We start from the raw sequence: 13,360 nt of genomic DNA on the forward strand, positions 1-13,360 counted from the left end.
AACCGATGAACCGATGAACCGATGAACCGATGAACCGATGAACCGATGATACGGCACACCCATCCTGCCCGCAAGTAACAGGCTGGATCTATTGCGGATATTTCCGGTTATTTCATCGAGCATTCGGGGCCAATCAATGGAGTGCTAACCCATCATTAGAACCTGCACGCTGTCTCCGGAAATACCTCAATCCTATATTTAGATAGGTGCAAGCTATGATGAGGGCCGTGCCTGCCAGGCTTTGATTTTGTCAACACAGCTTAGTTAAGAATGTCCGGTTTGCGCGGTTAAGAACCTTCTGCACGAGCACAACGCAAAGTTCGGTGAAGGTCTGGTCAGGGCTCTTTCAGGCACCATTGCAGCAGAAGACACGAACGGCGGCTTTCGCCTTACCGTAGGATTCTGCCCCGCCCGGTATTCGACCCTCACTACACTACCAAAGGAGACAGCCCACATGGCAATTATTCAGTTCGAGGACACAGACATCACAATCGTGGATCAGGACGGGTAACCGTGGTTCCTTGGCTGCGACCTCGGTAGAGCCCTTGGTTTTGAGGATGTCGAGAAGCACCTATCTCTTGGACGATTTTCTGGAAAACGGTAAGGACATCGATGACGGCAAGCCGGACGAAGGGGGCGACGAATAACCGTCACGCCCTGGTTATGGGCGATGTATCAGCGGGGCAATACAAGCCCCTAAACAGGGCAAGGCTGGCGGTGCTATTGCCAGCCTTGTTGACGTTCTAAGAGCCGGATAGCGGCCCAGATCGAGGCACAGACGCCCATTCTCATATTGAGCGGGACAAAGCAGAAAAGAGACGAAAACCCGCGCGAACATGAAAAATATTCATATTGGACCATTGTAAAATAGCGCGTTCCGGCCAGCCAAAAATAAATGTTCCGGTCCACCGAAGCCAAAGCGTGGGCAAATCGTCAACGCTGACCTCCGACAAAAGGAAGGGCGTCAGTTTGTGATAGCTCACCCGTCCAGCCAAGGACTCGGCGCTCTGGTGCAGTACCGTGTTTGACGCCGATCCAACAACAGGAATTGCCCGGTCCGGTGTCCTACCCTCCGGCGCCGGTCGATTTGACCGCGCAGAGCTTTGAACAGATTGGGCAAAAGTTGGATTTCATCGATGACAACAAGCCGGCCTATCTGCTCATCGAGATAAAGATCCGGCTCCCCCAACACCTGACGATCCGCCATCCGCTCCATATCGAGATAGACCGCATCGCGGCCTTCTGCGATGTCTTGCGCAAGGGTCGTTTTGCAGACCTGTCTTGGACCAAGCAGGGCGACACCAGCCTGGGCTTCCAGGGCCCCTTTAACCCGTTGTCTGTGACTGCGCTCGATTATACCTTACATTTATCCAATGCGATGGAAGATTTGCAGGACTTAAGGCGAGTCCAGCACCGTGACGGCGATGCACGCTACGCCTATCTTTCCTCCGTCAAACCAGCATCTCATTTTCCAGCTGCTGCCGGTCCGGCAGCGACTCCAGATTAAAGGCGACGAGGAACTAATCCGCAGTCACATAGGTACAGGGTGCCCCACGCCGCGGGGATCGCGGCCCTATCCCGATCGGGCCGCGAGCATGCAGCCTGCCAATCAAGTCACGGCTGATCTCCTTGCTGAAGATCTCCTTCAACGCGTCGCGGATGATAGGCGATGGAGGCCAGCCTGGCACATCACCTGATGTCGGGCGCGGATTGCGTATTCTGGCCGAGGCACTGCGCCGACTCTGGACCATGCTTACGCACGAACAGGGAGGACTACTCAACGCCGTGAAACTGGCGGGGAACCTCCGTGTCTCAGGTCAGAGTGTTACGCTGTACCTTGATCTGCTTGTCGACCTAAGGCTGGTGCGGCGGCTTCCGCCATGGCATGCTAACTTGGGGAAGCGATTGGCGAAATCGCCCAAGGTCTTTATTCGGGACGCAGGGATGACCCATGCGCTCCTTGGCATTGAAAGCTTAGAGGCCCTTCTGGGCATCCTGTAGTCGGCGTGAGTGTCAAGTGGACGCACCAGGGATCAGTTTGAAGCCGATATCGACGATCCGTGCCGTGTCCTGATCGGCGAGACGTGCGAGGATCTGCTTGGCCGCGGTGGCGCCGATTTCGTTGCGCCGGGATTGTACCGTCGTTAACGGGATCGGGGCGGCCTGACCCAGGTCGAGCCCGTTAAACCCGGCCAAAGCCAGTGTGTCCGGAATGGATAGGCCATTGGCGAGCGCTTCGAACTGGCCTCCGATCGCCATGTCATCATTGGAATAGTAGATCAGCCGCGGCGTCCCGATCCCTAGCATGCGTGCGGTAAGCGTCCGGCCCAAAGCAACGGAACTCGGGGCCGCATCCTGCAGCGAGGTTTCGAAATCCAGGCCTGCCTCTTGCAGGGCGGCGCGGAAACCGTCGCGGCGGGCTGCGGCGCGGCGGTCTCGGATCAAGTCGTGCCCGATATAGCCGAAGCTTTCATAGCCTCGTCCGAGCAGATAGTACGCCATCGACTTGCCCGCCTGCACTTGCGACAGGCCCACGGCCATATCGACTGGGTTGGTGTCAATCTCCATGATTTCGACAACGGGGCAAGTTGCACGGCTGAGGAGCTTGCGGGCTTTGGGGGACGGGTCTGCCGTTGCTATGACAATGCCTGCGGGCTGCCATTCCAGAAGGCTTGCGATCAACCGTTCCTCCCGCGCGGCATCGTAGTTCGATACGCCCAGGATCGGGTGATAGCCAGCGGTCTCCAACCGCTCCTCCAGCCCATGGAGCACGTCGGGAAAGACGATGTTCGACAAGGAGGGCAGGATCACTGCGATTTGGTTCGATGTCCGCCCTGCGAAGGATCCGGCTAGCCTGTTGCGGACATAGCCCGTCTTTTCAAGCGCCTCCTCTACCTTCCGTACGGTGTCCGCAGACACATTCGCTGCGCCGCGCACGACGCGGGACACGGTTATCTCGCTCACTTGAGCGAGTTTGGCCACTTCGGCCAGTCGAACTCTAGATGGGGCCATCATGTCGTCCGTTCTTTATGCGAATAGCAATTTCGTGATGATAGCGCCGATCAAATGTGAAAAAAAGACCATATTATAAGGGATAGTATGTTTGACAGCGCTGTCATTGCCCTGTAGGGGTGCTGCTGAGGGAGGATTGTCATGCGCATTTTGGTCACTGGAGCGGCCGGTTTTCTGGGGTGCATGCTGATTGATAGGCTTTCGGCAGCCGGGAGCATCGAACTGGAGGGGGAGCAGCATCAGATCCATGAGATCTTGGCCTGTGATGTGGCTGAGGACTCGCTGGCTATGCTGGAGGCGACCTATCCATTCGTTCGTGCGCTGTCAGGTGGCGTTGGTCATCCAGATGTGTTGTGTGCGGTGGTCGCCGCGCAGCCGGATCTGATCGTGCATCTGGCCGCCGTGGTTTCAAGCGCGGCGGAAGAAGACTTCGGGCTCGGCCTGCGGGTCAATGTCGAAGAGACCATGGCGCTCATTCAGGCGTTGGAGGCGCTGAGCTCGCCGCCTGTTGTAATCTTCTCTTCGTCGGTGGCTGTCTTTTCCTGTGCGGACAATGAGGTCATTCAAGATACGACACCGCCCGCGCCGCGCAGCAGCTATGGCGCGCAAAAGATGATCGGAGAAATCCTGATCCGTGACGCGAGCCGTCGTGGGATTCTGCGGGGACGCAGCCTGCGGTTGCCCACGATTTCAGTGCGCCCTGGCAAACCGAACCGCGCGGCGTCCTCTTTTGCGAGTGGGATCATTCGGGAGCCGCTGACCGGACAGCAGGCGGTGTTGCCGGTCGGGCGCGAGGTGCGCCTGCACTTGGCCTCGCCTGACCGAGTAGTTGACCATGTGTTTCATGCGGCCGCCCTGAAACAGAGCGCGCTGAAAGGCGAAACGACCATAACCCTGCCGGGCTTGTCAGTATCCGTCGGAGAAATACTGGACGTCATGCGTGCCGAAGAGGGGGATGGAGTTGCGCAACTGGTGCGTCCCGTTCCGGACGCAGCTGTGGCGGCTATTGTGAAGAGCTGGCCCGGCGGGATCGAGACGCCCCGGGCAGAGGCTTTGGGATTTCGTAAAGACGGAGGATTTCGCGATCTGTTGGAGCAATTCCGACAGACGCTTTCGATGCCGGTATGACCGGCATACAGACCAAGGGAGGAAGACCATGAGACTCATGACATTTGCCGCTGCAACGGCCGCGATGATCGCTGGCGCAGCGCAGGCGAACCAGATCACTATCGGCCACACCGTGGCTGCCGACAGCCATTACGGCATCGGAGCACAGGCCTTTCTGAACACTCTGGCCGAGGTGTCGGGGGGTGCTTGGTCCGGCACGCAGGCACCTGCCGGGCAGTTGGGAGGCGAGCGGGACATGATCGAAGGATTGCAGATCGGCTCGGTCGACATGGTGATTACGTCGACCGGCCCGCTTGGAAACTTCGTGCCCGAGGTCTTCGCACTCGATCTGCCGTTTCTGTTTCGTGACTATGACCATGCGCGCGCCGTACTAGACGGTGAGATCGGGCAAGAACTGCTGGATAGGATGCGCGATGCCGATCTGGTCGGCCTGGCATGGACTGAGAACGGCTTTCGTCACGTCACGAACTCCCAACGGCCGATCCGGACGCCAGAAGACCTGGACGGGCTGAAGCTCCGCACGATGGAAAACCGTGTGCATATGGAGGCGTTCCAGAACATGGGCGCGGCACCAACGCCGATGGCATTTCCAGAACTCTTTTCCGCTCTACAACAGGGCGTTGTGGATGGCCAAGAAAACCCAATCGTGGTCATCACAGCATCGAACTTCTGGGAAGTGCAGAACCATGTCTCAATGACCGGTCATGTCTACTCACCAGCGATCATCTTGGTGTCGCCGATCCTGTGGGACGGGTTGAGCGAAGAGGAACAAGGCTGGTTCCAAGAAGCCGCAGCGGCGTCGGTGGAGGCCACGCGTAGCGAGGTGCTGAGACTTGAAGAAGAGGGCATCGCCCTGATGGAAGAGCGGGGGATGGAAGTGATCACCGAGATTGACAGAGCGCCGTTCCAGGCGCTCGCCGAAGCGGCCTACCGCGTCTACACCGACCAGTACGGCACAGAAATGGTCGAGCGCATTCAGGCGGTTGAATGAGGTAGTCCTGCGGGCCCGATCCTGGGCCTGCAGGGTTCTCTTGGGCGGTTGCAGCCTCTGAACGAGTGCAAAAAATGACCCTTTTTCTCAAGTTTGAGCGCTGGAGCACGTGGTTTGCACTCACGCTGGCCATCCTCTTTCTGATTATCGCCGCGGCGCTTGCGATGTGGCAGGTGACCACTCGCTTTGTGATCGGTGTGCCCTCAACCTGGTCGGAGGTAATCACCCGGTCGGCTATGATATGGTCGGTTTTTCTGGGCGTTGCTGCCACATACCGGCACGGGTCGATGATCGCGATGGAGATCGTACAGAGGGCATTGCCCGGGCAGCTAGGGCTATGGCTCTACCTTGGGGCCAACGCGCTGTCCTTGACGTTCTTTGCAATCCTGTTCTGGCAGGGCTGGGGCATGACGGAGCGTGTCGCACGCCAGACGCTTGCCGCCCTTGAGGTGTCCATTGCTTGGGTCTACGCGGCCCTGCCGGTTGGGGCGGTGTTCGCCATCATCGCGATCCTGGGCTGTTCACTGCGCGCTTGGCTGGCGGGCTCCAGCGCGGCTGCAACAGAGCCGATCTTGGACCAAGAGGCAGAGCGATGAATGCTGCCATTGCTATTTCACTGGCAGTCTTCTTCCTGATAGGGGTTCCGATTGCGGTCGCGATTGGTCTGGCCGCCATTGTGGGCATCGAAGCACATGGAAGTTTGCCTCTGCTTCTGGTCGCTCAACGTATGTTCGCGGGCATCGACAGTTTCCCACTCATGGCGATCCCGCTGTTTATCCTTGCTGGCAACTTAATGAGCGCAGGTGGCATTTCACGCAGGCTGGTGGATCTGGCAAAGGCGTTGGTGGGCGGCATGCAGGGCGGGCTGGCCTGTTCCTGCGTGCTGACCTGCATGATGTTCGCCTCCGTTTCGGGCTCGTCAGTCGCCACGACCTTCGCTATTGGTGCGATCCTGATCCCCGCCATGGCACGGCATGGGTATCCCAAGCCGTTGGCGGCCTCCGTCCAGGCCAGCTCTGCTGAACTGGGCGTGTTGATCCCGCCATCGATCCCGCTGATCCTTTACGGCGTGTCGACCAACACCTCGATCGAGCAACTGTTCATTGCGGGCATTGGGCCGGGCCTGCTGGTGGCTGGCGCGCTGATGCTGACGGTGATCCTAATCTGCCGTTCGCGGGGCCTGGGTCTGGAGGACGGGAAAGACCGCCCCTCGCTGCGCGCCGCGACCATCGCGGCCTTGCCAGCGATGCTGGTGCCGTTTGTCATTATCGGAGGGATCTATTCCGGTGTTTTCACACCCACAGAGGCAAGCGCGGCCGCGGTGGCCACGGCCATACTGGTCAGCCTCGTCTTCTATCGCGAATTGCCGCTGCGCGCGCTGCCAAACATCCTGAAACGGACGGTGGTGTCGTCTACGGCGATCATGCTGATCATCTCGGCCGCGGCGCTCTTTTCCTTTCTGATCACTCGGTCTGGATTGCCGAACGACATTGCGGTCTGGTTCAACGCGGTATTCGAGACCCGATTTGCCTTCCTGCTGGTCGTCAATCTGCTCCTGTTGCTTGTCGGCATGTTTATCGAAACCTCTGCCGCGATCCTTGTGCTGGCGCCGATCCTTGCGCCCATTGCCATCGCATATGGCGTAGATCCGGTGCATTTCGGGCTGATCGTGGTGGTGAACCTAGCCCTGGGGATGATCACTCCGCCACTGGGCGTGAACCTCTTCGCGGCCTGTGCGGTGGCTGGCATCCCGGTGGAGCGGATCATTCCGCAGCTCATCTGGTTTGTGCTGGTCGTCTTTGTGTGCCTGATGCTGATCACCTACGTGCCGATGATTGCACTTGGGCCGGTCGAACTACTAGTGGAGAGATAGATATGGCGGTGATTGCGGTTCTTGGTCTGGGCTCTATGGGGATGGGCATGGCGCTATCGTGTCTGCGGGCTGGCCATGAGGTGCTGGGCTTTGATCCGCGACCGGATGCAGTCAGGGCTTTGCGCGCCGCGGGTGGCGTGGCGCTAACGGCAGAAAGTGCGCCGAGGGTGGAGATCCTGGTCAGTGTGGTTCTGAACACCGCCCAGACCGAAACGGCGCTCTTTGGGTCTGAGGGATGGGCTGGTAAGTTGGCCGAGGGGGGTGTTGTGATCTCTTCTGCGACGATCCCGGCGGCGGATGCCAGGCGTTATGCGGCGACCGCAGCGGAGCAGGGTCTTTTCTATCTCGACGCGCCCATCTCGGGCGGAGCGACCAAGGCGGTTGAGGGCCGTCTATCGATCATGGCGTCGGGCGATGAGGAGGCCTTTGCCAAGGCCAGACCAGCGCTTGATGCGATGGCGGAGACGGTGCATGCGCTGGGCCCTGAGGCGGGGACAGGGTCGGCGATGAAGTCGGTCAATCAGTTGCTGGCGGGCACGCATATCGCGGCAATGGCCGAGGCAATGACCTTCGGCGTCGCACAGGGCTTGAAACCAGAGGATATCCTGAGAGTCATCTCAGTCTCGGCGGGCAACAGCTGGATGTTCGAGAACCGTGCCCCGCATGTGGTGGAGGGCGATTACACGCCGCTGTCGACAGTGGCCATCTGGCCCAAGGATCTGGGCATCGTCACCGAAGCCGCAAGTGCGATGGGGCTGGACCTCCCGGTTGCGCGGCGCGCGCTGGGTCAGTTCCGGGAGGCCGCAGAGGCGGGTCTCGCCCAGGAGGATGACGCAGCGATTGCCAAGTTCTACGCTGAGAGAGCGGGACTGAAACTACCGGGAGAATGACGTGAAGCTGGGATGTATCGGGGACGATTTCACGGGGTCCTCGGATCTTGCTAATACGCTGATGCGGCAAGGCATGGGTAGCGCTGTTTATGTGGGCGTGCCAGATGGTCCCGCGGACGCGGAAATGGAGGCGGGGGTCGTGGCGCTCAAATCCCGGTCAATACCAGTGAAAGAGGCGGTCAGGCGATCGCTCGAGGCGCTGGATTGGCTGAAAGGGCAGGGGTGCACGCAATTTCTATTCAAGTATTGTTCCACCTTCGACAGTACGGCGGAAGGTAATATCGGCCCAGTGGCAGAGGCGCTTGCAGAGGCTTTGGACGCGCCGAGGGCGGTGTTTTGCCCGGCTTTTCCCAGCACCGGCAGAATGGTGTTTCAGGGGCATCTTTTCGTGGGGGACCGCTTGCTGTCGGAAAGTGGGATGCAGAACCATCCCCTGACACCCATGACCGACCCAGATCTACGTCGTATTCTAGCAGCGCAGAGCAAGACAGAGGTTGGCCATGTCCCGCTGGCCCGCGTCGCGGACGGGGCGGAGGCCGTCCTTGCAGCAATGGAGATGGAGCAAGCGGCGGGGCGGCGGTTTGTCGTCGCGGATGCGATTACGGACACCGATCTGATGACGCTGGGTGCCGCGCTGGCCGACGACGTGCTGATTACCGGAGGGTCGGGGATTGCCCTAGGCCTTCCTGCCAATTTCCGCGCACGCGGCGAGATTGGCGAAGCCGTCAACGCTTGGCGTGGCGAGGAGGGCAAGGCCGCGGTTCTCTCGGGCTCCTGCTCTATCGCGACACGCGCGCAGGTGGCTCGTCATAAGGCAGAACACCCAGCACGGGAGATCGCGGTCGAGGATGTGCTGGATGGTCGTCTGACGCCGAACGGACTGGCAAGGTGGCTGGCCGTGCAGGAAGGTCTGCCGCTGGCCTATTCCTCTGCCGATCCGGATATTGTGCGCGCCATGCAGGAACGACACGGGACAGAGCGGGTGGCGCGCGCGCTGGAGGAGTTCTTTGCCGCTACAGCACGAGAATTGACCGCGCATGGGGTTCGGCGGCTGATCACGGCGGGGGGTGAGACTTCGGGGGCGGTGGTCGAAGGGCTGGGGCTGAAGGCGTTGTCAATTGGGCCGGAGATCGCGCCCGGTGTGCCGGCCGTGCGTGCGTCGGACAATCTGGTGCTGGCACTGAAATCGGGGAATTTCGGGGGTGAGGATTTCTTTATCAAAGCTGCCACCGTGCTGGAGGGTACACCATGAGCGAGGCCAAGCTGCGCGAGGATATCTGTTTCTGGGCCAAGTCAATGTTTGACCGCGGTCTGACGGGTGGTGCGTCGGGCAACATCTCGGTCCGGACCGAGGATGGTGGTCTGCTGGTTACGCCAACAGGGGCGAGTTTCGGACGGCTCGATCCGGCGCGTCTGTCGCGGTTCGATGCCGAAGGCCGCCATGTGGCCGGTGACAAGCCCACGAAAGAGATGCCGCTTCATACGGCGTTCTACGATACTCGGAAAAGCGCGGGTGCCGTGGTGCATCTGCATTCCACGCATTCTACCGCCTTGTCGATGCTGCCGGATGTGGACGAAGATAACATGCTGCCTCCGCTCACCGCATATCCAATCATGCAGCTCGGCAAGGTCAAGCGCTTGCCATTCTTCCGCCCGGGCGATCCGGAGATGGGCGAAGCAGTGCGAAGTCTTGCCGGCAAGCGTAGCGCTGTTGTGCTGGCTAATCACGGCCCGATCGTAGCGGGTAAAGAGCTGGAGGCAACGGTCTATGCGATTGAGGAGCTCGAGGAGGGTGCCAAGCTCGCGATGTTATTGCGACACGCAAACCCAAGAGGCATAACCGATGCACAGGTGATGGATCTGGTGCGGTATTATGGGGTGGAGTGGGGCTGATGTGGCTATCGGCTAATCTGGGGTTTCTGTTCACTGACTTGTCTTTGCCGGAGGCAATCCGCACCGCCAAGGCGCAGGGTTTCGACGCTGTGGAATGTCATTTCCCGTTTGATCAGCCTGAGGCGGAGGTGTCTGCCGCCCTGAAGGAGACAGGCCTGCCGATGCTGGGCCTGAACACTTGGCTCGGCGACCGCGCGGGCGGGGATTTTGGGTTGTGCGCCTTGCCGGACAGACGCGAGGAGGCGCGGGCTGCAATAGATCAGGCGATTGCCTATGCGCGCAAGATTGGCTGCGGGGCGGTGCATGTGATGGCCGGTCGCACGGATGGCGCCGCGGAGGCGGAGGCCTGTTTTCGCGAGGCTCTGTCCTATGCCTGCGCCACCGCGCCGGATCTGACGATCCTGATCGAGCCGCTGAACTACCGTGACGTCCCGGGCTATCATCTGGTGCATATGGACCATGCGGCGCGGATCATCGACGATCTGGGGCAGGCCAATCTGAGGATCATGTATGACCTATATCACACGCAAATCATGCGGGGGGATCTGACCGGTCAGTTCACTGTGCATCGGGACCGGATCGGACATATCCAGATCGCCTCGGCCCCAGACCGGGGCGAGCCGGGGCAGGGGGAGGTTGACCTCCTCTGGCTTTGCCGCTGGCTGGAGGGCGAGGGTTGGCACAGGCCGATCGGTGCAGAATACAAACCTCGTCAAGGCGAGACTTTGGCGGGACTAGGCTGGATGACAGCCTTCAAAGACCAGTAAATGCTGCGACCTCTTTGATGCTAAGATTATGAAGCGCGCCACGCTAAGCGCCTTCGCGCTATCTGACAGCATGCCAGCGCTTGCGACCCTGATCTGTCTGCCATTTTTTCCGGCACTGGCCGCACGGTTGAACACTGCGGGTGGCATGTCGCTTGGATATGTCCTGGTGGGGCTGAGCTTGCTTTTGATGCCGATTCTCCAATTGCCGGAGGCTTGGCTGGTCCTTCGGTTCATTATGGGCGCGGGTTTGGTCTTGACCTCTGAAACTGGTCCGAATTCAGAGTGAAATATTGGGTACATTTCTGGCAAGAGAGGGAGTGTACCGATGCCGAAGAAACGATTTAGCGACGAACAGATTGCTTTTGCGCTGAGGCAGGCAGAGTCTGGAACGACCGTCGGCGAGATTTGTCGCAAGATGGGTGTGGCCGAGGTGACGTTCGATCGTTGGAAGAAGGTCTATGCAGGGATGGGTGTGTCGGAGATCCGCAGGCTGAAGCCACTCGACGACGAGAACGGCAAGCTAAAACGCCTGGTCGCTCACCTGACGTTGGACAAGACGATACTTCAGGATGCTCTGCTAAAAAAGTGGTGAAGCCTGCCCCGATGTCGTGAGGTTGTCCAGCACTATCAGGATGTGTTCGTGATGGTCAATCTGCGGCGGCGCTTCTTGCCCGGAACACCAATCAGTACCTCGTGCCGATATTTGGAAATGTCGATAGCAACCAACAAGGTCGAAGTGTTGGAATGGTGGGCGGTCATAGCCGGTCTCCTCATCAGTGCGGTTCATGCAAAACCACTGTTGAGACCCGGTTATGGCCACCCGCTGCGCTAACTTTGGGCTGCGCGGGTGGCCATAACCTCAAAACACCGCTTGTTCCCGACGTGCTATGGCCCTGAGTTCGTTGCACAGGCCGTTCGGGACTGGATCACCGCCGTCGGTGCTAAGACTGGTCCGCCGAAGGGCTTCTGCTCAGTTTCCTAGGCCGGGAAGCCACAACGCGAGCGGAGGGAAAAGCACCAGGAGAACCACGAGCAAAAGCGAACATAGGATGAACGGTATTGCCGCCGAATAAATCTGCCGCATCGTTGTGTCCGAGGGCGCAACGCCCTTCATGACAAACAGAAGCAGCCCAAAGGGCGGAGTGGTAAAGCTGATTTCCAGTGCCAAAAGCATGATCAGGCCAAACCAGATGGGGTCAAAGCCAAGGGTCAGTGCCAGCGGGAAGAAGATCGGGACAGTCAGCATCATCATCGAGATTTGCTCCATGAACATGCCGAGGATCAACAACACACAAAACATGATGGTCAGCATATAGATCGGGTCGAGCTCAAACCCTGTGGCCCAGCTGATCAGGCCACGGGATGCGCCGGAAAAGGCAAGCAACTGGCTGAAGGTCGCAGAGCCAAATACGATGAGATAGGCCATCAGCGTTACCCGGAGCGCGCCGCGGATCGACGTCTTTATCGCGGTCCAGGTGAGGCACCGGTAAAAGAGTGCGAGAATTAGGACACCCAGCGCGCCGAAAGCCGCCGCTTCGGACGGGGTTACAATGCCGTTGATCATCATGACAACGATCACAACCATGAGGCCGATCATCGGTATGACATCGCGCACAAGCAGGCCGATTTTTTTGGAAACGGTCTGGTGTTCGACCTCATAGGGAGGCGCGGCGGTGGGATCCATACGCGTTTGCAGAAAGATCGTACCGATATAGAAGGCCGCAAGGATCAGTCCGGGGATGACGCCAGCGATGAGCAAGGCACCCACATCAATCTGGGCAAGTGTCGCCAAGAGCACGGCGAGGGCGGACGGCGGGATGATGATGGCAAGGCCGCCGGTTCCAAGAATGGGCCCGATGGACATGTGTTTCTTGTAACCTCGCCGGGTCATCTCGGGGACCATCAAGGAGCCCAGAAGAGCAGTCGAGCCCATCGACGACCCCGACAGGGTTGAAAAGCCCGTACCGCCGAGGACCGTCACGTAGCTGAGTCGCCCCGGTAGACGGCCCAGAAGCCGGTCGATGGCCGAGAACATGCGACTGCCAAGGCCTGTGTGAAAGAAGATCTCACCCATCAGCAGGAAGAGCGGAATGGGAACCAGAGCGAATTTTGAGAGCGATCCCCAGCCATTGTTCAAAAGCGCAACAATCCCGCGCTCACCCCCCATAAATACCCAAGCCCCAATGATGTTCGCGGCTAAAAAGGCCAGCGCCACCGGCATGCCGAGTGCCATGAGCGCCATGATGCTGCCGATGAGCAGCGCGAGGGACTCGTACCATTCCATTATTCGTGGATCCCTGCTTCGCCCGAATGCATGAACTCGCTTCCAAACACGAAACGGGCGAACTCAATGGCCATGAAGCTGAATGCAATGGGGAATGTGATGGTCAGCATCCAGCGTGGATAGAAGTAGGCGCGGACGTCATAGTCGTTGCGCTCGACATTGGTCACGAAAAGCTCGAGCCCGTACCAGGCGAGGATAAGCGAGACCAAAACACAGGCCGCCGCAACACCCCGGCTTACGATGTGACGCAGGGCCGGGCTCAGTGCCGAGGTGACCAGTTCGATATGGACATGACCCCGTTCGCGCACCAGCTTCGGCGCACCGAGCATGGTCATGTAAAGAATGCCGTATTCGGCTGAGGTAAAGAGCCAGGCCCAGGGTTGAATGCCGAGGTTGCGCATGGCGACGGACAGGACAATCGAGACCATCAGCCAAACAAGCATTCCTGCGGCGATCAGGGCCATGAAGTTTAGTATGGCGTCATAGATCCGGATCAGCGCTTGCATAGGAACCTTCAAGTAC

Annotated in this window: 15 protein-coding genes and 1 pseudogene; 11 read left to right on the forward strand and 5 right to left on the reverse strand. The window is 59.3% G+C overall.

The window, feature by feature from the left end:
- Nucleotides 1–979: 979 nt before the first annotated feature.
- Entirely contained in the window at nucleotides 980–1,357 is a 378-nt protein-coding gene (locus tag GTF44_RS22200; RefSeq protein ID WP_367383654.1) for an AAA family ATPase, read from the reverse strand.
- Nucleotides 1,358–1,749: 392 nt separating this feature from the next.
- Between GTF44_RS22200 and GTF44_RS19295 the strand changes: the two genes are divergently transcribed.
- Nucleotides 1,750–2,001, forward strand: coding sequence for a DUF4143 domain-containing protein (locus GTF44_RS19295; protein ID WP_253261360.1), 252 nt, complete (start codon nucleotides 1,750–1,752; stop codon nucleotides 1,999–2,001).
- Between the two features lie 12 nt (nucleotides 2,002–2,013).
- Here the strand turns inward: GTF44_RS19295 and GTF44_RS19300 are convergent, their stop codons facing one another.
- Nucleotides 2,014–3,015 (reverse strand): LacI family DNA-binding transcriptional regulator, encoded by a 1,002-nt coding sequence (locus tag GTF44_RS19300; RefSeq protein WP_171562524.1) that lies wholly within the window; start codon nucleotides 3,013–3,015, stop codon nucleotides 2,014–2,016.
- Nucleotides 3,016–3,153: 138 nt separating this feature from the next.
- On the opposite strand from GTF44_RS19300, the gene denD reads away from it, so the two are divergent.
- The 10 genes and pseudogenes from denD to GTF44_RS19350 all read left to right on the forward strand — a co-directional run.
- A complete protein-coding gene (gene denD, locus GTF44_RS19305; RefSeq protein ID WP_171562522.1) occupies nucleotides 3,154–4,140 on the forward strand; it encodes a D-erythronate dehydrogenase in 987 nt (328 codons plus the stop codon).
- 28 nt (nucleotides 4,141–4,168) lie between these two features.
- Nucleotides 4,169–5,131 (forward strand): TRAP transporter substrate-binding protein, encoded by a 963-nt coding sequence (locus tag GTF44_RS19310; RefSeq protein WP_171562520.1) that lies wholly within the window; start codon nucleotides 4,169–4,171, stop codon nucleotides 5,129–5,131.
- A 74-nt stretch (nucleotides 5,132–5,205) separates the two neighbouring features.
- Nucleotides 5,206–5,727, forward strand: a complete 522-nt coding sequence (locus GTF44_RS19315) for a TRAP transporter small permease (protein ID WP_170437239.1) — start codon at nucleotides 5,206–5,208, stop codon at nucleotides 5,725–5,727.
- Nucleotides 5,724–7,004, forward strand: a complete 1,281-nt coding sequence (locus GTF44_RS19320; protein WP_171562518.1) for a TRAP transporter large permease — start codon at nucleotides 5,724–5,726, stop codon at nucleotides 7,002–7,004. The genes GTF44_RS19315 and GTF44_RS19320 overlap by 4 nt, the downstream gene beginning before the upstream one ends.
- A 2-nt stretch (nucleotides 7,005–7,006) precedes the next feature.
- A complete protein-coding gene (gene ltnD, locus GTF44_RS19325) occupies nucleotides 7,007–7,894 on the forward strand; it encodes an L-threonate dehydrogenase (RefSeq protein WP_171562516.1) in 888 nt (295 codons plus the stop codon).
- Between the two features lies 1 nt (nucleotide 7,895).
- Nucleotides 7,896–9,146, forward strand: coding sequence for a 3-oxo-tetronate kinase (gene otnK / locus GTF44_RS19330; protein ID WP_171562514.1), 1,251 nt, complete (start codon nucleotides 7,896–7,898; stop codon nucleotides 9,144–9,146).
- The gene (gene otnC, locus GTF44_RS19335) at nucleotides 9,143–9,787 is read left to right on the forward strand and encodes a 3-oxo-tetronate 4-phosphate decarboxylase (RefSeq protein ID WP_171562513.1); all 645 of its coding nucleotides are present in this window, start codon (nucleotides 9,143–9,145) and stop codon (nucleotides 9,785–9,787) included. Before otnK ends, otnC begins: the two co-directional genes overlap by 4 nt.
- The gene (locus tag GTF44_RS19340; protein ID WP_171562511.1) at nucleotides 9,787–10,554 is read left to right on the forward strand and encodes a hydroxypyruvate isomerase family protein; all 768 of its coding nucleotides are present in this window, start codon (nucleotides 9,787–9,789) and stop codon (nucleotides 10,552–10,554) included. The genes otnC and GTF44_RS19340 overlap by 1 nt, the downstream gene beginning before the upstream one ends.
- Before the next feature lie 28 nt (nucleotides 10,555–10,582).
- Nucleotides 10,583–10,840: a hypothetical protein gene (locus GTF44_RS19345; RefSeq protein ID WP_171562509.1), complete on the forward strand. Its 258-nt coding sequence runs from the start codon at nucleotides 10,583–10,585 to the stop codon at nucleotides 10,838–10,840.
- A gap of 39 nt (nucleotides 10,841–10,879) precedes the next feature.
- Nucleotides 10,880–11,140: pseudogene (locus tag GTF44_RS19350) on the forward strand (transposase); the annotation flags it as partial.
- A gap of 41 nt (nucleotides 11,141–11,181) precedes the next feature.
- Here the strand turns inward: GTF44_RS19350 and GTF44_RS22455 are convergent.
- From GTF44_RS22455 to GTF44_RS19365, 3 genes are all read right to left on the reverse strand, one after another.
- Nucleotides 11,182–11,313 carry a hypothetical protein gene (locus tag GTF44_RS22455; RefSeq protein ID WP_301270786.1) on the reverse strand — a complete coding sequence of 44 codons (132 nt, stop codon included), beginning with the start codon at nucleotides 11,311–11,313 and terminating at the stop codon, nucleotides 11,182–11,184.
- Nucleotides 11,314–11,524: 211 nt separating this feature from the next.
- Complete coding sequence (locus GTF44_RS19360) at nucleotides 11,525–12,838, reverse strand: TRAP transporter large permease subunit (protein WP_171562507.1); 1,314 nt, start codon at nucleotides 12,836–12,838, stop codon at nucleotides 11,525–11,527.
- Entirely contained in the window at nucleotides 12,838–13,344 is a 507-nt protein-coding gene (locus GTF44_RS19365) for a TRAP transporter small permease (protein WP_171562505.1), read from the reverse strand. The genes GTF44_RS19360 and GTF44_RS19365 overlap by 1 nt, the downstream gene beginning before the upstream one ends.
- Between the last annotated feature and the right edge of the window lie 16 nt (nucleotides 13,345–13,360).

This window comes from Roseobacter sp. HKCCD6576-2 (genome assembly GCF_013179285.1).
Classification (GTDB): domain Bacteria; phylum Pseudomonadota; class Alphaproteobacteria; order Rhodobacterales; family Rhodobacteraceae; genus Rhodophyticola; species Rhodophyticola oceani.